Here is a 20387-nt window from a genome sequence, read left to right on the forward strand (position 1 = left end):
CACTCAGCGGGGCCGACACAACCAGTGCAGGTAGCGTCCGAGACCGGCGAAGGTGGGATGGCGGCGGTAGGCCAGTTCCATCTCGATCAGGTCGGCAGGCTCGGTGCGGGCCTGGAAATCGGCGGGCATGTAATCATGGAATACACGCACGCCACTGGTTGATTCGACCTGCCAGTGCGGTGCGAGTTGCGCGGCCAGCTCGCGTGGGTCGAGTGGCTGTTGCGGCGTCAGGCTCTGACGTTCACCGGCAAAGCTCTGGCTGCGCAGCTTCTTGAAGTGCCCCTTGAGCAGGTTGCGGTAGATCAGCGCGTCGCGGTTGTAGAAGGCCAGCGATAGCCAGCCATCGGCGGCGGCCAGGCGATGCAGCACCGGCAGGATCGCGGCGGGTTCGGCCAGCCATTCCAGCACCGCATGGCAGATGATCAGATCGAAACGGCCGTCGACATGGCTTTCCACGTCCTGCCAGGGTGCCTGAATAAAGGTGGCGTTCTGGCCCGCTTCGGCAAAACGCTCGCGAGCACCTTCGAGCATCGGCTCGGCGGGCTCCGCGAGCGTCACTTGATGGCCTTGCTGTGCGAGCCAGAGACTCATGTGCCCGAGACCGGCACCGATATCGAGCACGCGCAGCGGGCGTTGCGGTAGCACTTCTGTGAGGTCCGCCTGCAACACCGCAAGACGGATCGCACCCTTGGCGCCGCCGTAGATCTTCTCGGCGAATCGCGTCGCCAGCTCGTCGAAATGGCGATCGGTCATCGAGTGAACCGCCGCTCGTTGTCCGCCAGCTTGGCCAGCAGCGCCTGTTCCATGTCGATGCCCAGTTCGCTGCACATCAGCAGCAGGTACATAAGGATGTCGCCGACTTCCTGGCCGGCATGCTCAAGCTTGTCGGCAGGCAGTTGCCGCGACTCGTCCTCGGTCAGCCACTGGAAGATTTCCACCAGCTCGGCCATTTCCACGCTGGCGGCCATGGCGAGGTTTTTCGGGCTGTGAAAGCGCTGCCAATCGTTGCGATCGCGGATGGCGTGCAGGCGTTGGGTGATCTGTTCGATGTTCATCTGGTGGCAACTCGTTGGAAGGCGGCTAGCTTCCGTCAGCGCGCCGATGCTCGCAAGGGGCAGCACCGGTTCAAATGTTCGCGGCGGTCCGGCGTACCTTGAGCACGCGCTCCATGGCGAGCACACCGGGGCGATAGTCGTTCTGCTCGATGGCGCGAATCGCCTGATTCAGTGCCAATTCGGCGATCTGCTCATGCTGCTGGGAAATCGCGTTGACCGGTATCGGCAGGAAATCCAGCAGCTGCGCGTCACCGAAGGTGGCCAGCCGCAGCTGCGCCGGCCATAGCAGGTCGCGCTCGCGCAGGGCATCGAAGACGCCTTCGAGCAGAACATAGGCGGTGGTGATCAGTGCGTCGGGCAACTCGCCGTGGTCAAGCAGCGCTAGCATCTGCTCGCGGCCACAGGCGCGGCTGAACTGCTCGGCCTGCTTCACGCTGATCTGGCCCGCGTGTTTTTCCAGTGCTTGGCGAAAGCCTTGCTCGCGCTGCTGGCTGATGCGCAATCCGGGCCGTGCGCTGATCAGCGCGATATGCGCGTCGATTGGTGAATGCAGTGAGTGGGTCAGCTGCGTGGCGGCTTCGCGGTCGTCGCTGACGACCGAGCAAAACTGCTCCGGGTCCAGCGCTCGGTCGAGGGCGATGATCGGCGTGCCGCTCGCCTGAATCTTGCGATAGCTGGCGTCATCCGCCGGCAGGCAGCTGGCAACGATCAGCGCATCGCAGCGCCGCGAGCGCAGCACCTGGATGACTTGGCGTTCAGTTTCCGGCTCGTCATCGGAGCCGACGATCAATAACTGATAGCCGCGCAAGCGGGCGCGTTGTTCGAGCAATTTCGCCAGCCGGGCATAGCTGGGGTTTTCCAGGTCGGGAACGATGAAACCCAGGGTGCGCGACTGTCCGCGCCGCAAACCGGCAGCCTGTTGATCGAGTTGGAAACCCTGTTGCTCAGCCACTGCCATTACCCGATCCACCGTGGCCTGGCTTATCCGCCGCTGTACGGCCTGGCCGTTGAGGACGTAGCTGGCGGTGGTCACCGAGACATTGGCGAGGCGGGCGATGTCGGTCAGTTTCAACTGCAGAATCCTGGGCTGAGAGACAGAAGGTATGAACTTGGGGTTCTAGAGTTACCCAATATTGCGTAATGTGCCAGCCTTTGCTGAAACGTTTCAGCAGCTATCCGGTCATAAGCGCCGTCCGGGTGATCCCAGCGCCCCAGCCGGCAAAAGAAACAATCGTGAGCCCGCACAGGAGTTCTTCATGCTTGAGTTGAATGCCCAGCATATCCACATGCATCAGGCGGCCGCCGACAAGCCTGCCGCTCTGGCTTTGCTGGCCGAAGTGCTGGTGGCTGACGGGCTGGTGGCGCCCGGTTATCTCGACGGGCTTCGCGCGCGCGAAGCGCAGGGCTCGACCTTTCTTGGCCAGGGGATCGCCATCCCGCACGGCACGCCGGAGACCCGCGATCAGGTCTTCACCACCGGCGTGCGCCTGCTGCACTTTCCAGGTGGTGTGGACTGGGGCAACGGCCAGCAGGTGTATCTCGCCATCGGCATCGCCGCGCGTTCGGATGAGCATCTGCGTTTGCTGCAGTTGTTGACCCGAGCGCTTGGCGAAGGCGATCTGAGTGAGGCGCTGCAGAAAGTGCATAGCCCCGAGGCGATCATCGATCTGCTGCAGGGCGCGCCGCAGGAATTGGCGTTGGATGGCGAGCTGGTGGCGCTCGGTGTCGCCGCCGATGATTTCGACGAGCTGGCCTGGCAGGGCGTCAAGCTGCTCAAGCGCGCCCAGTGCGTGGAGCCCGGTTTCAATGCCGGGCTGGCACTGAGCCAGGCGCTGCCGCTGGGCGATGGGCTATGGTGGTTGAGCAGCGAACAGTCGGTGCAGAGTCCTGGGCTGGCCTTCGTCACGCCCATCAATTCGCTGGTACACCAGGGGCAGCCGCTCAACGGCCTGTTCGTGCTCGCCAGCCTGGGTGAGGCGCATCGGGCGATGCTCGAGCGCTTGTGCAATCTATTGATCGAGGGGCGCGGGCAGGAACTCAGCCAGGCGACCTCCAGCCGCGTGGTGCTCGAAGCGCTCGGCGGCGAGGTGCCCGCCGACTGGCCGAGCGCTCAGGTGCCTTTGGCCAATCCTCACGGTCTGCATGCGCGGCCCGCCAAGGTGCTGACTGAAATCGCCCAGGCGTTCGACGGCGATATCCGTGTACGTCTGGCTGGTAGCGAGATTGCCGGCGTGTCGGTAAAGAGCCTCAGCAAACTCCTGGCGATGGGTGCGCAGTGTAGTCAGGTACTGGAATTCATTGCCGAGCCTTCGATAGCCGGCGATGCGCTGCCGGCACTGGTGCGAGCTGTGGAAGAGGGATTGGGTGAGGAGGTCGAGCCCTTGCCCGAGCCGGGCCAGGTGATGGAAAACGCCGGCGCGTCGCTTGCCGCGCAACCGGATCAAAAGACTGTCGAGCACGCGGCTTTGCGTGTCGGCGAGCGCGTGATGGCCATTGCCGCCTCGCCCGGCATCGCCATCGGTCCGGTACTGGTGCGCAAGCCTCAGGTTATCGACTACCCCAAGCATGGCGAATCCCCGGCGGTCGAGCTGCAGCGCCTGGATGCAGCGCTCGACCGCGTGTTCAGCGAAATCGGCGTGCTGATCGAGGAAAGTCAGGTCGCCAGCATTCGCGACATTTTCACCACTCATCAGGCCATGCTGCGCGATCCGGCTTTACGCGAGGAGGTGCAGGTACGGCTGCAAAAGGGCTTGAGCGCCGAAGCCGCCTGGGTCGAGGAAATCGAAAACGCCGCGCAGCAGCAGGAATCGCTGCACGACAAGCTGCTGGCCGAGCGCGCGGCGGATCTGCGTGACGTCGGCCGCCGTGTGCTGGCCTGCCTGACCGGTATCGAGGCGGAGCAGGCGCCCGATGAGCCCTACATTCTGGTGATGGACGAAGTGGCACCCTCGGACGTTGCCACGCTCAACTGCCAGCGCGTCGCCGGCATCCTTACCGCTGGCGGCGGTGCGACCTCGCACAGCGCGATCATCGCCCGTGCGCTGGGCATTCCGGCCATCGTCGGCGCCGGGCCAGGCGTGCTGGGGTTGGCGCCGAACACGCTATTGCTGCTCGACGGCGAGCGCGGCGAACTGCTGGTTGCGCCGAGCGATGCGCAACTGGCCGACGCCCGAAGCGAACGCGCCGAGCGCGAGGAACGCAAGCGCCTGGCGAACGAGAGACGAATGGAGCCGGCGATCACCCGCGACGGTCATCCGGTAGAGATCGCCGCCAACATCGGCGCGGCCGGCGAGACCGCCGACGCCGTCTCCCTCGGCGCCGAAGGCATCGGCCTGCTGCGCACCGAACTGGTGTTCATGAATCATTCCCAGGCGCCGGACCAGGGGACTCAGGAAGCGGAATATCGCCGCGTGCTGGAAGCGCTCGAAGGACGGCCCTTGGTGGTGCGTACGCTGGACGTCGGCGGCGACAAGCCGTTGCCGTACTGGCCGATGCCCGCCGAGGAAAATCCGTTCCTCGGTGTGCGCGGCATTCGCCTGAGCCTGCAACGCCCGGACATTCTCGAAACCCAGCTGCGCGCGCTGCTGGCTTCCGCCGACGGTCGCCCGTTGCGGATCATGTTTCCCATGGTCGGCAACATCGATGAGTGGCGCACCGCCAAAGCCATGGTCGACCGGCTGCGTGCGGAGCTGCCGGTGGCCGATCTGCAGGTGGGCATCATGATCGAGATTCCGTCCGCCGCGCTGATCGCGTCGGTGCTGGCTCGGGAAGTGGATTTCTTCAGCATCGGCACCAATGACCTGACCCAGTACACCCTGGCCATCGACCGCGGGCATCCGACCCTTTCCGGTCAGGCCGATGGCTTGCATCCGGCGGTGTTGCGGCTGATCGATATGACCGTCGAAGCCGCGCACGCGCAGGGCAAGTGGGTTGGGGTGTGCGGCGAGCTGGCCGCCGATGCGCTGGCGGTGCCGATGCTGGTGGGTCTCGGTGTCGACGAACTGAGCGTGTCCGCCCGCAGCATTGCGCTGGTCAAGGCGCGGGTGCGGGAGCTGGATTTCAGCGCCTGCCAGCGGCTGGCCAGGCAGGCATTGCTGTTACCGGGTGCGCATGAAGTGCGGGCTTTTGTCGGGGAGCATTGCTGATGGCACGCGTCCTGACGGTCACCCTTAATCCTGCACTCGACCTGACCGTGCAACTGCCATCGCTGCGCCTGGGCGAGGTCAACCGCAGCGAAAGCTTGCAGGTGCATGCCGCCGGCAAGGGCCTCAACGTGGCGCAGGTGCTGGCCGACCTCGGTCACCAGCTGACCGTGACCGGCTTTCTCGGCGCGGACAATCCGCAGGCGTTCGAGCAATTGTTCGAGACGCGCGGGTTTGCCGATGAGTTCGTTCGGGTGGCAGGGGAAACCCGCAGCAACATCAAACTGGCCGAAGCTTGCGGACAGATCACTGACATCAACGGTCCTGGGCTAATGATCGCCGAGGCGGAGCGCGTCGAACTGCTGGCCAAGCTAAAGCGCCTCGCGCCCGCACATGATCTGGTGGTGGTGGCCGGCAGCCTGCCGCGCGGTGTTCAGGTGGAGTGGTTCGTCGAGCTGCTGCGCTCGCTCAAGCAACTCGGCGTGCGGGTCGCGTTGGATACCAGTGGCGCGGCGCTGCGCGCCGGCTTGGCGACGGCGCCCTGGCTGATCAAACCAAACGAAGAGGAGCTGGCCGAGGCCCGCGAAATGCAATCCGCCGATGCGCAGGCGCTCGCCCGGGAGGCTTGGCGATTGCAGGTCGAAGGCGTTGAGCACGTGGTCATCTCACAAGGCGCCGAGGGCGTGAGCTGGTTCTCGCCGGGCGCTGGCTTGCACGCCTGTCCGCCAAGAGTGCAGGTGGTCAGCACCGTTGGTGCGGGTGACTCGCTGCTCGCCGGCATGCTTCACGGCTTGCTGGAAAACTGGCCCGCCGAACGCACCCTTAGCCACGCCACGGCCATCGCCGCGCAGGCAGTTGGGCAGGTCGGCTTCGGCATCACCGACCCGGCACAACTCGCCGAGCTGGAAGCCGCAGTCCGGCTTCAGCCGCTGACCCAATAATTCCAATAAGAGGTGAAAGGAATGAATCTTCTCATCGTCACGGCCTGCCCCAACGGAATGGTCACCAGCGTGCTTACGTCGCGCTTGCTCGAAGCGGCTGCCCATCGTCTGGGCTGGTCGACCGCCGTGGAAGTCCACGACCCCAAGGCTATCGGCTCGCCGCTGACGCCCGCGCAGATCGCCAATGCGGACCTGGTCGTGGTGGTCAAGACCGGGCCGTTATCGCTGCAACGCTTCATCGGTAAGCGCGTCGCTCAATCGACGCCGTCCGAAGCCCTGCTTGACCCGGAAGGCTTCCTGCGCAGCGCCGCCGAGACGGCCGGCGAACTGCAACAGGATGACGAGGCTGATGCAGCCCAGTCCCGCAGCAAACCCAAGCTGGTGGCCATCACCGCGTGCCCGACTGGCGTGGCGCATACCTTCATGGCTGCCGAAGCCCTGCAGCAGGCGGCGATCCGCAAGGGTTACGATTTGCAGGTGGAAACCCGCGGCTCGGTGGGTGCACGCAATGTGCTCGACGCGCAGGCCATCGAAGAGGCCGATGCGGTGCTGCTGGCCGCCGATATCGAGGTGGACGTCGCCCGCTTCGCCGGTAAGCGAGTGTTTCGCTGCGGCACCGGTGTAGCGCTGAAACAACCCGATGCGACGCTGGATCGCGCGCTGGAAGAAGCAACGGTGCTCAGCGGCGGCGCCGCGGTCAGTGCCAGCGGCGGCGAGCAGAAGGGCGAGAAAACCGGCGTCTATAAACACCTGCTCACTGGCGTTTCGTACATGCTGCCGATGGTGGTGGCCGGCGGCTTGCTGATCGCGTTGTCCTTCGTCTGCGGCATCGAAGCATTCAAGGAGGAAGGCACCTTGGCCGCGGCGCTGATGAAGATCGGCGGCGAAACGGCTTTCCAGTTGATGGTGCCGCTGCTGGCCGGTTACATCGCCTATTCCATCGCCGACCGGCCTGGCCTCGCGCCTGGCATGATCGGCGGGCTGTTGGCCGGCACGCTGGGTGCGGGTTTTATCGGCGGGATCATCGCGGGCTTCGTCGCCGGTTACGCGGCCAAGGCGGTCAGTCGCTGGATTCCGTTGCCGGCCAGTGTCGAGTCGCTCAAGCCGATCCTGATCATCCCGTTGCTGGCCAGCCTGGTCACCGGCCTGGTGATGATTTACGTGGTGGGCACGCCGGTGGCGAAGCTGCTCGCCGGTCTCACCGAATTTCTCGACACCATGGGCACGTCCAACGCCGTCCTGCTCGGGCTGCTGCTCGGCACCATGATGTGCGTCGACCTCGGCGGACCGGTGAACAAGGCGGCCTATGCCTTCTCTGTTGGACTGCTCGCGTCGCAAAGCTACGCACCGATGGCCGCGACCATGGCCGCCGGTATGGTGCCGCCGATCGGCATGGGCATCGCCAGCATCATCGCCCGGCGCAAGTTCGCCCAGAGCGAGCGCGAAGCCGGCAAGGCCGCGCTGGTGCTCGGTTGCTGCTTCATCTCCGAGGGCGCGATTCCCTTCGCCGCGAAAGACCCGCTGCGCGTGATTCCCGCGAGCATCGCCGGCGGCGCGCTGACCGGTGCGCTGTCGATGGCCTTCGGCGCCAAGCTGCTGGCACCCCACGGTGGCCTATTCGTGCTGCTGATTCCCAACGCCATCAACCATGCGCTGCTGTATCTGCTCGCAATCCTCGCCGGTAGTTTGGTGACTGGGGTGATTTACGCCGTGATCAAGCAGCCCGAGGCTCAGCCGCTCGCCGTTGGGGCAGCAACCTGATCGGCGGGCCGAAAATGCTGAACTAAAGCCCTTCCCGCCGTATCCACTAAAAGCTGGTCGAGACTTTGTGTCAGAAAGTTTCGCCAGCTTGCTTTGAAGAACGAATCGGCAGGAGAGCGTTGCATGAGTATCGAATACGGGCCACGACCCTTGCGTATCACCCTGACTGCCTTAGTAGTTTTGGTGCTGGGCGGGCTGATGGCGGTCGGCGGCGGCTACCTCGCGATACTGGGCGGGTCCTGGTACTACCTGATCGCCGGCATCGGACTGCTGGTGGTGGCGGGCCTGCTGTTTGCCCGGCGCCGTGCGGCTATCTGGCTGTATGCGGTGCTGCTGCTGGCGACACTGGTCTGGGCGCTCTACGAAGTCAGCTTCGACTGGTGGCAGCTGGCGCCGCGGATCGATCTCTGGTGTATTCTCGGCCTCTGGCTGATCCTGCCTTTCGTCAATCGCTACGTGAGCGACCGGTTGGTCTGGCGCGACGGTGCCAGCGGATTGCTCGGGCTCGGCCTGCTGGCCGGGGCGCTGATGGCGGCTTACTCGCTGGCGCAGGATTACCATTCGATCACTGGCGAATTCAGCGACGCCCAGATGCAGGGTCTCGACCCGCAAGGGCAGGCCGGTCGCTCCGAGAGCGAGTGGCCGTCATACGGCGGGTCCGAGCAGGGTGACCGGTACTCGACGGCGGATCTGATCACGCCGGAGAACGTCGGCAAGCTGGAAAAAGCCTGGGAATACCACACCGGCGATCTACCGGGACCGAACGATCCGGGTGAATTCACCTACGAGGTGACGCCACTGAAGGTTGGCAACAGCCTGTATATCTGCACGCCGCATAGCATCGCCATTGCGCTGGATGCCGATACCGGTGAGGAGCGCTGGCGCTACGACCCGAACATCAACCGCGATGCCAAGTATTACCAGCACATGACCTGCCGTGGCCTGGCCTTCCATGATGCGACCCGCTATGCCGCGGCGGTCTCGACCACCGGGCAGCCGGACCAGCCCGCTGCACGCTGCGAGCGCCGGCTTTTCCTGCCGACCAACGACGCCACACTGATCGCCCTCGACGTAGAAGACGGCAAGCCCTGTGAAGATTTCGGCGATTCCGGGGTGGTGGATCTAAAAGTCGGGTTGGGTGATGGCGCGCTGGGCGTTTATCTGCCGACTTCGCCGCCCGTGGTGACCGAGAAACTGGTCATCGTGGGAGGGTCCGTTACCGATAACGGTTCGGTGGATTCTCCCGGTGGTGTTATTCGCGCATACGACGTTCGCAATGGGCGGCTGATCTGGAACTTCGATCCGGGCAATCCGGACGCTACCGAGCCGTTGCCGCCAGGCGAAACCTATACGCGCAGCACGCCGAACTGGTGGACCACCGCGACGGCGGACGAGTCGTTGGGCCTGGTCTACATCCCCACAGGCAACCAGACGCCGGACCAGTGGGCAGAACCGCGTACGCCGCAATCCGAGCGCTTCACCGATACTCTGGTCGCACTGGATCTGGCGACCGGCAAGGTGCGCTGGGAATTCCAGACCGTCCATCACGACCTCTGGGACCGCGACCTGCCGTCCCAGCCAACCTTGGTCGACATCGACGGACCGCAGGGCAAGGTCCCGGCAATCATCCAGCCGACCAAGCGCGGCGACCTCTATGTGCTTGACCGCCGCACAGGCGAGCCCATCGTGCCGGTGGATGAGTTTTCCGTGCCGCAGGGCACCGATTACGGTGACTTCACTGCCCCGACTCAGCCGGCGTCGGCGCTCAGCTATGCGCCCGACGAACCGCTGTATGAGAAGGACATGTGGGGCGGCACCCCGCTGGACCAGATGATGTGCCGGATCCAGTTCCGCAAGTTGCGTTACGACGGTGACTTCACGCCGCCGTCGCAGAAGGGCTCGCTGATCTATCCGGGCAACGTGGGCACCTTCAACTGGCCATCTGTGGCGGTCGATCCGAGCCGGCAGCTGCTGTTCGGTGCGCCGAACTACTTGGCGTTCGTCTCGACCATGGTCAAGCGCAGCGAAGTCGATCCCGATGAGCGTTCCGGCGGCGGCGAGACCGGTCTGCAACCAAACCTCGGCGCGCCCTACATGGTCAGGCTGGAGCCTTTTCTGTCGGTGTTGGGCCTGCCATGCCAGACCCCGCCGTGGGGCTTCGTCACCGCAGTTGATTTGCGCACCATGAAGAAGGTCTGGATGCACAAGAACGGCACCAGCCGCGACAGTGCGCCGCTGGGCATTCCGTTCCCGGTGGGTACGCCGGCACTGGGCGGCCCGATCGTCACCGCAGGCGGTGTGGCCTTTATGAGCGGCACGCTGGATTACTACCTGCGCGCCTACGATCTGCAGACCGGCGAAGAGCTTTGGAAAGCGCGGCTACCGGCGGGTGGGCAAGCGACGCCGATGACTTATGTTTCGGAGAAGACCGGCAAGCAGTACGTCGTGCAAATGGCCGGTGGGCACGGGTCGTTCGGGACCAAGATCGGCGATTCGGTGGTGGCGTGGACGTTGGATGAGGACGCCCAATAGCTCATCGATCGCGTAAAAGAATTCGCGAGCAAGCTCGCTCCTACAGACTTGGCTCCGTTCTCGCTTTTTGTAGGAGCCAGCTTGCTGGCGAAGCTTTGGCAATGTGCAGGTATTCGCGAGCTAACTCGCTCCTACGAGTTTCGGTGCCGCTGATGCTTTTGTAGGAGCAAGGGGGACGCCGAGTTCTTGCTGGTGAAGCTTTTAAGTCGCTAGACGAGTAAGCATCATCACAACCACGCAGCATCCCAGAACGGATAGTCGCCGATGCGCTTGACCAGCCCGGCGCGCAGCGGGTTCGCGACGATGTACCGCGCAACGTTGCGCAGGTCTTCCTCGTTGCGGATGGCGCGGTCGTGATAGCCCTTCTGCCAGATCGCGCCTTGGCCGCCGTTGAGACGGTTGGTGGCAATCGCGCTTCGTGATTTCAGGCGCTGCATCAGCTGGCCCAGCGAGCCAGTTCTCAGCTGCACGAGCCAATGCAGATGGTTGGGCATGACTACCCAGGCCAAGGACTCGATTGCGTCCGACTGCCCGATCTGGTGGATTTCCCACGCCAACGACGACGCGGCAGGCCAGTCTGTGAACAGGGCGGTGCGGTTCAGCGTCACGCAGGTCAGCACATAGGTCTGGTTGGGCAGACTGACTCGCCCTTTGCGTAGGTCGCATCCATGAAAGCGCATTCCGTTGCGTCCTTCTGTTGATGCCTGGGGTCAAAAGCGGCGGCGCTTCATTCGCGAGCAAGCTCGCTCCTACAAGTGAGGCTGAGTCAGGCCTGTAGGAGCGAGCTTGCTCGCGAAGCTTTTATGCAACAGGCACATTACAGCGCGCCGGCGAACCGTTGCATCGTCGCGTTACTCAATGATGCTCGCGCGTCGCCCTGAATTTCACGTCAGGCCAACGTTCTTCCATCAGCGCTAGATTCACCCGCGTTGGTGCCAGATACGTCAGATGGCCGCCGCCATCGACCGCAAGGTTCTCATAAGCCTTGTCGCTGAATTCCTTGAGCTTCTTCTCGTTGTCGCACTCGATCCAGCGGGCGGACCAGACGTTGATCGCCTCATAGGCGCATTCAACCTTGTATTCCTCCTTCAGGCGGCTGGCGACGACGTCGAACTGCAGTACGCCTACAGCACCGAGGACGATGTCGTTGTTGCGCTCGGGAAAGAACACCTGGGTCGCGCCTTCCTCGGCCAGTTCTTGCAAGCCCTGACGCAGCTGCTTGGATTTCAGCGGGTCCTTCAGGCGCACACGGCGGAACAGCTCTGGGGCGAAGTGCGGGATGCCGGTGAAGCCGAGGTTTTCGCCTTCGGTAAAGGTGTCACCGATCTGGATGGTGCCGTGGTTGTGCAGGCCGATGATGTCGCCGGCCCAGGCTTCTTCCAGCTGCTCACGTTCGCTGGAGAAGAAGGTCAGGGCGTCTGCGATGCGCACATCTTTGCCGATCCGCGCGTGGCGCAGCTTCATGCCTTTTTCGTACTTGCCCGAGCAGATGCGCATGAAGGCGATGCGGTCGCGGTGCTTGGGGTCCATGTTCGCCTGGATCTTGAAGACGAAGCCGGTGAATTTCTCTTCAACCGGCTCGACCACGCGCTCGTTGGCCTCACGCGGCAGTGGGCGCGGCGCCCAGTCAACGACCGCATCGAGCACATGGTCGACGCCGAAGTTGCCGAGGGCGGTGCCGAAGAACACCGGGGTCAGCTGACCCTTGATGAATTCGTCCTGATCGAACTCGTGGCAAGCACCCTGCACCAGCTCCAGCTGCTCGACGAATCGATCATATTCGTCGCCGATGTGCTTGCGCGCTTCATCGGAGTCCAGGTTCTGGATGATCTTCACGTCGGTGCGCTCGTGCCCATGGCCTGGCGTGTAGACGATGATGTAGTCGTCCTTGAGGTGATACACACCCTTGAAGTCACGGTAGCAACCGATCGGCCAGGTGATCGGCGCGGCCTTGATCTTCAGGACCGCTTCGATCTCGTCGAGCAGCTCGATGGGGTCGCGGATGTCGCGGTCGAGCTTGTTGATAAAGCTGACAATGGGCGTGTCGCGCAGACGGCAAACGTCCATCAGCGCGATGGTGCGCGGCTCGACGCCCTTACCGCCGTCGAGGACCATCAGCGCCGAATCCACCGCGGTCAGGGTGCGGTAGGTGTCTTCCGAGAAGTCTTCGTGGCCGGGCGTGTCGAGCAGGTTGATCATGTGCTCGCGGTAGGGGAACTGCATTACCGAGGTGGTGATGGAGATACCGCGTTGCTTTTCCATTTCCATCCAGTCGGACGTTGCGTGACGATCGGATTTACGCGATTTCACGGTACCGGCCACGGCAATGGCCTTGCCCATCAGTAGGAGCTTTTCGGTGATCGTGGTCTTGCCCGCGTCGGGGTGGGAAATGATGGCGAAGGTGCGGCGCTTCGCGACTTCGGCGGCCTGAGAGGTCATGGCGGTCCCGGTATAGAAAGCGTGTCGGAAAAAAGCCGGCGATTATAGCGCAAAGGGCGTTCCACGCGTGGACCGTCAAGGGGGGCTCCGGTGGTCTCGCAAGACTCCGTCAGTCCGCAGCGGGGCGAGACGGATGGAACATCACCGCAGCACATCTGTCGGTTTGAATAGGGTAGGTTCGCCAACGCGGCAAAAAATGGAGCGGGTGCGGATTTTTCGTTGATCTGTAACAGCTGTGGTTCTAAAGTTCGCGCCCGAACGTCCATGCTGGCAACGATCCATCCGGCTCAAGTACTGACGACGAGAGATTACGATTCACCAGGTCAGCGACAACGCAGCATGAACGAATGCAGCGGTTGTCATTTGGCTTGGCCGTAATACTCGGCGACATGCCTTGGGAAGTAGGCGAACCAAAGTGGGGAAACTGATCAGGCGTTCATGTTAGGTCTGGCCTGCTCGCAGCGAGCAGAACAGACGCAAGTCCCCAATCCGACTTTACGTTTCCCGATTTGGAGCCATGCATGTCGATCAATATCGAAGACTATTATTCCCGTTCCACCTTCCAGAAGATGAAGGATTTCTCTGACCAGCACGAAACGCCGTTCGTGGTTATCGATACCGAAACCATCAGCACCGCCTACGACGATCTACGCGCCGGTTTCGAGTTCGCCAAGGTTTATTACGCGGTGAAGGCCAATCCGGCGGTCGAGATTATCGATCTGCTCAAGAGCAAGGGTTCCAACTTCGATATCGCCTCGATCTACGAGTTGGACAAGGTAATGTCCCGCGGTGTCGGCCCGGAGCGCATCAGCTACGGCAATACCATCAAGAAAGCCAAGGACATCCGCTACTTCTACGACAAGGGTGTGCGCATGTTCGCCACCGACTCGGAAGCCGACCTGCGCAATATCGCCAAGGCCGCGCCGGGGTCGAAAGTCTACGTGCGCATCCTGACGGAAGGCTCGACCACCGCCGACTGGCCACTGTCGCGCAAATTTGGCTGCCAGACCGACATGGCGATGGACCTGCTGATTCTTGCGCGTCAGCTGAAGCTCGAGCCTTATGGCATCTCCTTCCACGTTGGCTCGCAGCAGCGTGATATCTCGGTATGGGATGCCGCGATCGCCAAGGTCAAGGTGATCTTTGAGCGCTTGAAAGAAGAAGACGGCATCGAGCTGAAGATGATCAACATGGGTGGCGGCTTCCCGGCCAACTACATCACCCGGACCAACAGCCTGGAAACCTACGCCGAGGAAATCATCCGCTTCCTCAAGGAAGACTTCGGCGACGACCTCCCGGAAATCATTCTCGAGCCGGGCCGTTCACTGATCGCCAACGCGGGCGTCCTGGTGAGCGAAGTGGTGCTGGTGGCGCGTAAGTCGCGTACCGCGGTGGAGCGATGGGTCTATACCGACGTCGGTATGTTCTCCGGCCTGATCGAAACCATGGGCGAAGCCATCAAGTTCCCGATCTGGACCGAGAAGAAGGGTGAGATGGAGGAAGTGGTGATCGCTGGCCCGACCTGCGACAGCGCCGACATCATGTATGAGAACTACAAGTACGGCCTGCCGCTGAACCTGGCCATCGGTGATCGCATGTACTGGATCTCGACGGGTGCGTACACCACCAGCTACAGCGCCGTGGAGTTCAACGGCTTTCCGCCGCTGAAGGCGTACTACCTCTAAGCATCGTCTCTATGCAAAACGCCGCGATCTTCGCGGCGTTTTTGTTTCTGCGATTCGGGGGAGCGACGCTAAACGGCCAGCGAGGTAGGGTGGGCCGGGCGGCGTTCCGCTTCAGCCCACCGTGACAGGATCGCCATCTGCTTGTGGTGGGCTGAAGCCCACCCTACAGCGCTAACTTGACGCTGCGGGAAACCGCGCTACGTGATTCGTGCATCCGCGACGGGCTGCGTTGCAGCAGGCCGAGCGGCGATCTGGGTATCGCTCTGATCGCCGATTTCGGCGCACCGTGCCGCATACTTTGCAGTGATGTCGGCAATCGGTGCGATCTTCGCTGCGAGCAGTTCGTCTCGGGCTTTGCGCAGAAATTTCAGGTGACCGAGCGACAGCGCCTGGATCAACCAGTGACGGGCATCATCCCAGCGCTGCTCGCTAATCAGCACGGCGGCGTAACTGAACTGCCCACGAAAATCTCCCGCCTCGGCGGAGCGTCGGTACCAGTCCCAGGCTGTCGCCCGATCAGCCGGCACCATCAGGCCTTCTTCCAGATAACGCCCGACCAGGTTCATCGACTTGGCGTGGCCAAGCTCGGCGGCGCGGCGATAAAGCGCAAAGGCAGACGCTTGGTCCTGCGCAACGCCACGGCCGGTGGCGACCAGGTTTGCGAGGTTGTAAAGGCTCCAGTCGAGGCCTTGCCCGGCAGCTTTTCGGTAATAGCGGGCCGCCCGGGACAGATCGGCTACACAGCCCCAGCCATGCTCGTGACAGCGCCCCGCCATATTGGCTGCCATGGCATGACCGCGTTCTGCGGCGATGCTGAACCACTGCAGCGCCAGCGCCTGATCCTGTTCGATGCCGCGCCCGTCGAGGAGGATCTGCCCCAGCAATGCTTGGGCCTCCAGCTCGCCCTGGCTGGCGGCATGGATGATCCAGCGAGCGGCACGCCGCGGGTGCTCTTCGAGGTCCAGGCCGAACTGGTCGAGGCTCAATGCCTCGTCGCGATGCAGATGGTGAGCGCCCATCAAACCTCGACCCAGCGCCGCAACAGGTTGTGGTAGGTGCCCGTGAGCTGCACCAGCGAAGGGTGATCCGGAACGTCCTGATTGAGCTGCTGAATCGCCTGGTCCATGTCATAGAGCAAGGTGCGTTGCGCATCTTCGCGTACCAGGCTTTGAATCCAGAAGAACGAGGCGAATCGCGCACCTCGGGTTACCGCTTCGACCTTGTGCAGGCTGGTGCTGGGGTAGAGCACCAGGTCGCCAGCGGCCAGTTTGACCCGCTGGGTGCCGTAGGTGTCCTGGATCAACAGCTCGCCGCCGTCGTAGTCCTCTGGTTCGCTGAAGAACAGCGTCGCCGAGAGGTCCGTGCGTACCCGTTCGGCGCTGCCGCGAACCTGTCGCACGGCGTTATCGATGTGATAACCGAACTTGCCGCCGGCCGTGTAGCAATTGAACAGCGGCGGAAAGACCTTGCCTGGCAGTGCAGCGGACATGAACTGAGGATGCTCCCAGAGCCGCTGCAGCATGGCTTCGCTGATCTCACGGCTCAGCGGGTCATCTTCGGATAGTTGCAGGTTGTGTTTGGCCTTGGCCGACTGATAGCCGGCCGTGACTTTGCCATCGAGCCACTGCGCCTGTTCCAGCGCAGTGCGGATCCTGAGCGTTTCGTCTGCGGAAAAAACCTGGGAGATGCATAACAGCATGAGTGCACCGGAAGGTGATGGCGAATAAATGATAGCTGTTCGCATTTAAATGTTTCGGAATGCAACGAAATGTATCAGAATGCCGGCCGCTAATAATAGCAATTATCGATAGCGTTTAACTTTTGAAGGATATTGTTTCCGATGTCGCGTCCGTCTCTAGAGCTCTCTCCAAACCCCCGCTTGCTGGTCTCGGCCATCGGCGTGACCCTTACTGCGCTGTCCGCACCGGCAGTCGCGCAGGACGCGGAAAAAGCGCCCGCTGACAATCAGGAGCCCGTCGCCCTGGATTCGGTGACCGTCGTTGGTAACCAAGAGCAGAGCTACAAGGCTGATGGTTCGGCATCGAAGAAGTACACCGCGCCGCTGCGTGAAACACCCAAGTCGATCACTGTGATTACCGATCAGGTGATCCGTGACACGGGTGCGTTGTCGCTGGTCGACGCTCTGCGCACTACGTCAGGCATCACCTTTGGCGCCGGGGAGGGTGGCAACCCGGCTGGCGATAGGCCGATCATTCGTGGCTTCGATGCCGAGAGCGATACCTTCATCGACGGCTTGCGCGACATCGGCTCGCAAACCCGCGAGATTTTCAACATCGAGCGAATCGAAGTGAGCAAGGGGCCGGGCTCGGCCTATACAGGGGCTGGTTCAACCGGCGGAAGCCTCAATCTGATCACCAAGACGGCCAAGCGCCAGAACTTCGGTGATGCCAGCTTCACTTACGGCTCCGATCAGACCCGCCGTTACACCCTCGATGTGAGCCGGGTGATCAGCGATAACGTCGCCGGCCGTCTCAACCTGATGAAGCATGAAGCCAACGTCGCTGGCCGCGACGGCGTTGAGGTTAGCCGCTGGGGCGTGGCGCCAACCGTGACCTTCGGTTTCGACACTCCGACGCGCGCGACGCTGTCCTACTACCACCTGGAAACCGACGATGTGCCGGATTACGGTATTCCGCTGACCGATGCCACACCGGCAAATCCCAACCGCGTGCCTGTGAGTGTCGATCGCGACAATTTTTATGGTCTGAGCCACCGCGACTACCGGGAAAGCACCACCGATGCCGGCACCATCAAGCTGGAACATGACCTCAACGACAACTTGACGCTGTCCAACACGACCCGCGTTGTTCGGACCACGCTCGATTACATCGTCACCACGCCAAATGACTCCGTAGCCGGCAATCTGGATCAAGGGCTGGTCTTTCGCTCGCCGAAGAGCCGTAACTCGACTTCCGAAGGTTGGGTCAACCAGACGGACCTGAGCGCGCGCTTCGACACTGGTAGCGTCGAACATAGCGTGGTGACGGGTGTGGAAATCAGTGATCAAGGTACGCACAACCGGCCGTATGTCATCAGCACCAGCGGTCGTGTCTGTACGGCAATTGGCCCGGACTGCGCCGACTTGGCGAACCCGAACTACGACGCCGCCTGGAATGGAACGATCGAAGACAGTGACAACTACACCGATACCGACACCAGGACGCTCGCGGCTTATGTGTTCGACACGCTGAAGTTCAACGAACAATGGTCGTTGAATCTTGGGTTGCGCTATGACGACTACGAAACGACATCCAGCGGCTACGGCTCGCTGGCGGGCCGCGGATCGCCGAGCGGCGATTTCGAACGAGAAAGCGGCTCTCATTTCTGGAATTACCAAGCGGGGTTGGTTTTCAATCCGCTACCTAATGGCAGCATCTATGTAGCCTGGTCGACTTCCAGTAACCCGGTCGGTGAAAGCAGCGGCGAGGGCTCGTCCAACGTTGCCTACAACACGCTTGATCTTGAACCGGAACGTAACCGCAACGTTGAGATCGGCACCAAGTGGGAATTCCTCGATGATCGCCTTGGCGTCGATGCGGCTGTGTTCAAGACCGAAAAGACCAACGCTCGAGTCAACGACGCAAACGGCTTGCCGATGAATATTGGCGAAACGGAAGTCACCGGCTTCGAGCTGAGCGTCAACGGCCAGCTCACCTCGAAGTGGCAAACCTTTGCCAGCTACACCTACCTCGATGGAGAGTTGGTCAAGGGTGTTGGAACAGGCGTTGACGATGGGAACGCAATCCCTAGCACACCGGAAAACAGCTTCAGCTTCTGGACGACCTATCATCTGCTGCCGCAGCTGACCGTCGGTGGCGGCGCCAACTACGTCGATTCACGCTTCGGCAATACGGCCAACACCATCGAGGTGCCGAGCTACTGGCGCTACGACGCGATGGCCGCATATCGCGTCAGCAAGAATCTGGATCTGCAACTGAACGTGCAGAACCTGACCGACAAGCGTTACTTCGACCAGGTTTACGGCAGCCATATGGCACACGTGGCCGCGGGCCGTACTGCGCTGCTGAGTACTAACTTCCACTTCTAAGCGAAGCAGCGAGTGCCGCGCCATCGCGTATAGCTGAGGGTGGCCGCAAAATAAAAATGCCCGTATCGAGAGATACGGGCATTTTTTTGCTTCTTTTCAGTGTGCGCTGGTGCCTGTCGGACCTGTTTCGCTGTCGCGGATGGTAACGCCTGGAACGGCTGATGGGGCCAAGCGCCTGCTGCCAGTCTTCTGCGTCAGTACAGGTCCCGTTTGTATCGCCCTTGCTCGGTCAGCTGTTGCAGCTGCTGGTCGCCCAGCACACCGGCAAGGATCTGTTGCACCTCGCGCCCCATTCCTTCGAGGCTGCCGCAGATATAAAGCGCGGCGCCTTCGTCGATCCAGCGCCGCAATTCGTCGGCCGCATCGCGCAGAAGATGCTGCACATAGATTTTCCCCGGCTGGTCGCGGGAAAACGCCAGATCCAGTCGCTGTAGATGACCCGATATCAGCCAGGCTTGCAGCTCGTCACGAAAGAATTGATCGTGCTGTGCGCTGCGCTCGCCAAACACCAGCCAGTTCATGGAGGCCGGCGTGCCGGCGCGTTCGCGCAGGTGCGCGCGTAGCCCTGCCAGGCCGGTGCCGTTGCCGATCAGGATCATCGGCGTGTCTGCAGCCGGACCGTGAAAACCCGGATTGCTGCGTACCCGCAGGTCAAGCTCATTGCCGATCGCCGAATGCCGGCAAAGCCAGCCGGAGCCAATTCCCAGACTACCGTCGGCGTGTCGCGCTTCGCGAACCAGTAGCTGCAACTGGCCGTCCGCGGGGACCGAGGCGATGGAGTATTCGCGATGCGGCAACAGCGGCAGCGCCAATAGCCCATCGATATCAAGACCGAGTAGCGCTGCTTCGTCGTCGGGCAATCGCCGCGTGGACAATGCATCGGCGAGTGTTAGCTGGTCGATGGATGCCTGTGGATCGTGACCAAGGCGCCGTAGTAACGCGTCCATCTCGGCTAGCGAATGCCGCGGGCCAACTTCTGCGATGTCGCCGGCGCGCCAGTTGTGTCTGCCATCGCCTGCACTCAAGCCCAGATGGAAAGCCGGCGCACCCTGGCTGCCAGGGTTCAGGCATTCACGCAGGTCGAGGCGCCAACGCTGGTACGGTGCGGGCTGCCAGTCGGAGAAGTCGCTGTTGCCGCCCACATGGGCGAGCTGTTGTTGCCAATGACGCAACACGCCGGCGTCACCACGGTCGGCCTCCAGTCGATCGAATAGCGGCAAGGCGCCAAGCTCGCGCAACCGGGTATCGAGGCGTCGGCCAAATCCGCAGAAGTGGTTGTATTGACGGTCGCCCAGCGCGAGGACGGCATATTCCAGGTGCGACAGGTCGCGCGCCTGATTCAGCAACTGGCGTTCGAAGCGTGCGGCGTTTTCCGGCGCCTCGCCCTCGCCGTAGGTGCTGACAATGAACAGAACGCGGCGGTGATCGTGCAAGGCCTCAGGACTGAGGCCGTTCAAGGGCAGAACGCTGGTCGCGACACCTGCGCCGCGAAGTTGGTCGGCGCTGCGCTCGGCAAGTTCTCTGGCCTGGCCGCCTTGGCTGGCATAGGCGATCAGCAGTGCGCTAGATGTTGTTTCGTGCGGCGGAACGGCTTGGCGGTGGTGCTGCCATAGATGCAGACAGACTCCCAGATAGGCCATCGCCACCAGCGTCGCGGAAAGCTCCCGGGCCGGTTGCCACCAGAACAGCAGCGTGGCGAGCGACAGGCACGCCAGCGAAGGCATGTGGCGCACGAGCTTTGATGAATGCAGCAAGATGAGCCG

General features: G+C 62.4%; 14 protein-coding genes. 6 read left to right on the plus strand and 8 right to left on the minus strand.

The window, feature by feature from the left end; all coding sequences use genetic code 11:
* Window positions 1–3 precede the first annotated feature (3 nt).
* The 3 genes from D7241_RS15095 to cra form a co-directional block, all read right to left on the minus strand.
* Window positions 4–753 (minus strand): methyltransferase domain-containing protein, encoded by a 750-nt coding sequence (locus D7241_RS15095; RefSeq protein WP_408102192.1) that lies wholly within the window; start codon window positions 751–753, stop codon window positions 4–6.
* Window positions 750–1055 (minus strand): nucleotide pyrophosphohydrolase, encoded by a 306-nt coding sequence (locus tag D7241_RS15100; protein ID WP_408102193.1) that lies wholly within the window; start codon window positions 1053–1055, stop codon window positions 750–752. Before D7241_RS15100 ends, D7241_RS15095 begins: the two co-directional genes overlap by 4 nt.
* Window positions 1056–1125: 70 nt before the next feature.
* Window positions 1126–2127, minus strand: coding sequence for a catabolite repressor/activator (cra, locus tag D7241_RS15105; protein ID WP_408102194.1), 1002 nt, complete (start codon window positions 2125–2127; stop codon window positions 1126–1128).
* 184 nt (window positions 2128–2311) lie between these two features.
* Between cra and ptsP the strand changes: the two genes are divergently transcribed.
* The 4 genes from ptsP to D7241_RS15125 all read left to right on the plus strand — a co-directional run bounded on the left by ptsP (window position 2312) and on the right by D7241_RS15125 (window position 10431).
* A complete protein-coding gene (ptsP, locus tag D7241_RS15110; RefSeq protein ID WP_408102195.1) occupies window positions 2312–5200 on the plus strand; it encodes a phosphoenolpyruvate--protein phosphotransferase in 2889 nt (962 codons plus the stop codon).
* Window positions 5200–6138: a 1-phosphofructokinase gene (pfkB, locus tag D7241_RS15115; protein ID WP_408102196.1), complete on the plus strand. Its 939-nt coding sequence runs from the start codon at window positions 5200–5202 to the stop codon at window positions 6136–6138. Before ptsP ends, pfkB begins: the two co-directional genes overlap by 1 nt.
* A gap of 21 nt (window positions 6139–6159) precedes the next feature.
* On the plus strand, window positions 6160–7899 hold the full coding sequence (locus D7241_RS15120) for a PTS fructose-like transporter subunit IIB (RefSeq protein ID WP_408102197.1): 1740 nt from the start codon (window positions 6160–6162) through the stop codon (window positions 7897–7899).
* A 123-nt stretch (window positions 7900–8022) separates the two neighbouring features.
* The gene (locus D7241_RS15125) at window positions 8023–10431 is read left to right on the plus strand and encodes a glucose/quinate/shikimate family membrane-bound PQQ-dependent dehydrogenase (RefSeq protein WP_408102198.1); all 2409 of its coding nucleotides are present in this window, start codon (window positions 8023–8025) and stop codon (window positions 10429–10431) included.
* Between the two features lie 227 nt (window positions 10432–10658).
* On the opposite strand, the gene D7241_RS15130 is transcribed toward D7241_RS15125, so the two are convergent.
* On the minus strand, window positions 10659–11111 hold the full coding sequence (locus tag D7241_RS15130; protein ID WP_408102199.1) for an REP-associated tyrosine transposase: 453 nt from the start codon (window positions 11109–11111) through the stop codon (window positions 10659–10661).
* 175 nt (window positions 11112–11286) lie between these two features.
* Window positions 11287–12870, minus strand: coding sequence for a peptide chain release factor 3 (locus D7241_RS15135; protein ID WP_408102200.1), 1584 nt, complete (start codon window positions 12868–12870; stop codon window positions 11287–11289).
* Window positions 12871–13391: 521 nt separating this feature from the next.
* On the opposite strand from D7241_RS15135, the gene D7241_RS15140 reads away from it, so the two are divergent.
* Window positions 13392–14555 carry a type III PLP-dependent enzyme gene (locus D7241_RS15140; protein WP_408102201.1) on the plus strand — a complete coding sequence of 388 codons (1164 nt, stop codon included), beginning with the start codon at window positions 13392–13394 and terminating at the stop codon, window positions 14553–14555.
* A gap of 197 nt (window positions 14556–14752) precedes the next feature.
* Here D7241_RS15140 and D7241_RS15145 read toward each other — a convergent pair whose 3' ends face one another.
* Entirely contained in the window at window positions 14753–15574 is an 822-nt protein-coding gene (locus tag D7241_RS15145) for a tetratricopeptide repeat protein (RefSeq protein ID WP_408102202.1), read from the minus strand.
* Window positions 15574–16254 (minus strand): Fe2+-dependent dioxygenase, encoded by a 681-nt coding sequence (locus D7241_RS15150; protein ID WP_408102203.1) that lies wholly within the window; start codon window positions 16252–16254, stop codon window positions 15574–15576. Before D7241_RS15150 ends, D7241_RS15145 begins: the two co-directional genes overlap by 1 nt.
* Before the next feature lie 141 nt (window positions 16255–16395).
* Here D7241_RS15150 and D7241_RS15155 point away from each other — a divergent pair, with 141 nt between their 5' ends.
* Complete coding sequence (locus D7241_RS15155) at window positions 16396–18624, plus strand: TonB-dependent receptor (protein ID WP_408102204.1); 2229 nt, start codon at window positions 16396–16398, stop codon at window positions 18622–18624.
* A 194-nt stretch (window positions 18625–18818) separates the two neighbouring features.
* On the opposite strand, the gene D7241_RS15160 is transcribed toward D7241_RS15155, so the two are convergent.
* The gene (locus D7241_RS15160; protein ID WP_408102339.1) at window positions 18819–20375 is read right to left on the minus strand and encodes a sulfite reductase subunit alpha; all 1557 of its coding nucleotides are present in this window, start codon (window positions 20373–20375) and stop codon (window positions 18819–18821) included.
* Window positions 20376–20387 lie beyond the last annotated feature (12 nt).

Source organism: Stutzerimonas sp. VN223-3, from assembly GCF_045999685.1.
GTDB classification, from domain to species: Bacteria; Pseudomonadota; Gammaproteobacteria; order Pseudomonadales; family Pseudomonadaceae; genus Stutzerimonas; species Stutzerimonas stutzeri_AR.

Coding starts and splice junctions, on each gene's coding strand:
- D7241_RS15095 (WP_408102192.1), bottom strand. CDS start 753: ATGACCGATCGCCATTTCGACGAGCTGGCGACGCGATTCGCCGAGAAG.
- D7241_RS15120 (WP_408102197.1), top strand. CDS start 6,160: ATGAATCTTCTCATCGTCACGGCCTGCCCCAACGGAATGGTCACCAGC.
- D7241_RS15145 (WP_408102202.1), bottom strand. CDS start 15,574: ATGGGCGCTCACCATCTGCATCGCGACGAGGCATTGAGCCTCGACCAG.
- D7241_RS15135 (WP_408102200.1), bottom strand. CDS start 12,870: ATGACCTCTCAGGCCGCCGAAGTCGCGAAGCGCCGCACCTTCGCCATC.
- D7241_RS15100 (WP_408102193.1), bottom strand. CDS start 1,055: ATGAACATCGAACAGATCACCCAACGCCTGCACGCCATCCGCGATCGC.
- D7241_RS15140 (WP_408102201.1), top strand. CDS start 13,392: ATGTCGATCAATATCGAAGACTATTATTCCCGTTCCACCTTCCAGAAG.
- D7241_RS15130 (WP_408102199.1), bottom strand. CDS start 11,111: ATGCGCTTTCATGGATGCGACCTACGCAAAGGGCGAGTCAGTCTGCCC.
- ptsP (WP_408102195.1), top strand. CDS start 2,312: ATGCTTGAGTTGAATGCCCAGCATATCCACATGCATCAGGCGGCCGCC.
- D7241_RS15125 (WP_408102198.1), top strand. CDS start 8,023: ATGAGTATCGAATACGGGCCACGACCCTTGCGTATCACCCTGACTGCC.
- D7241_RS15150 (WP_408102203.1), bottom strand. CDS start 16,254: ATGCTGTTATGCATCTCCCAGGTTTTTTCCGCAGACGAAACGCTCAGG.
- pfkB (WP_408102196.1), top strand. CDS start 5,200: ATGGCACGCGTCCTGACGGTCACCCTTAATCCTGCACTCGACCTGACC.
- D7241_RS15155 (WP_408102204.1), top strand. CDS start 16,396: ATGTCGCGTCCGTCTCTAGAGCTCTCTCCAAACCCCCGCTTGCTGGTC.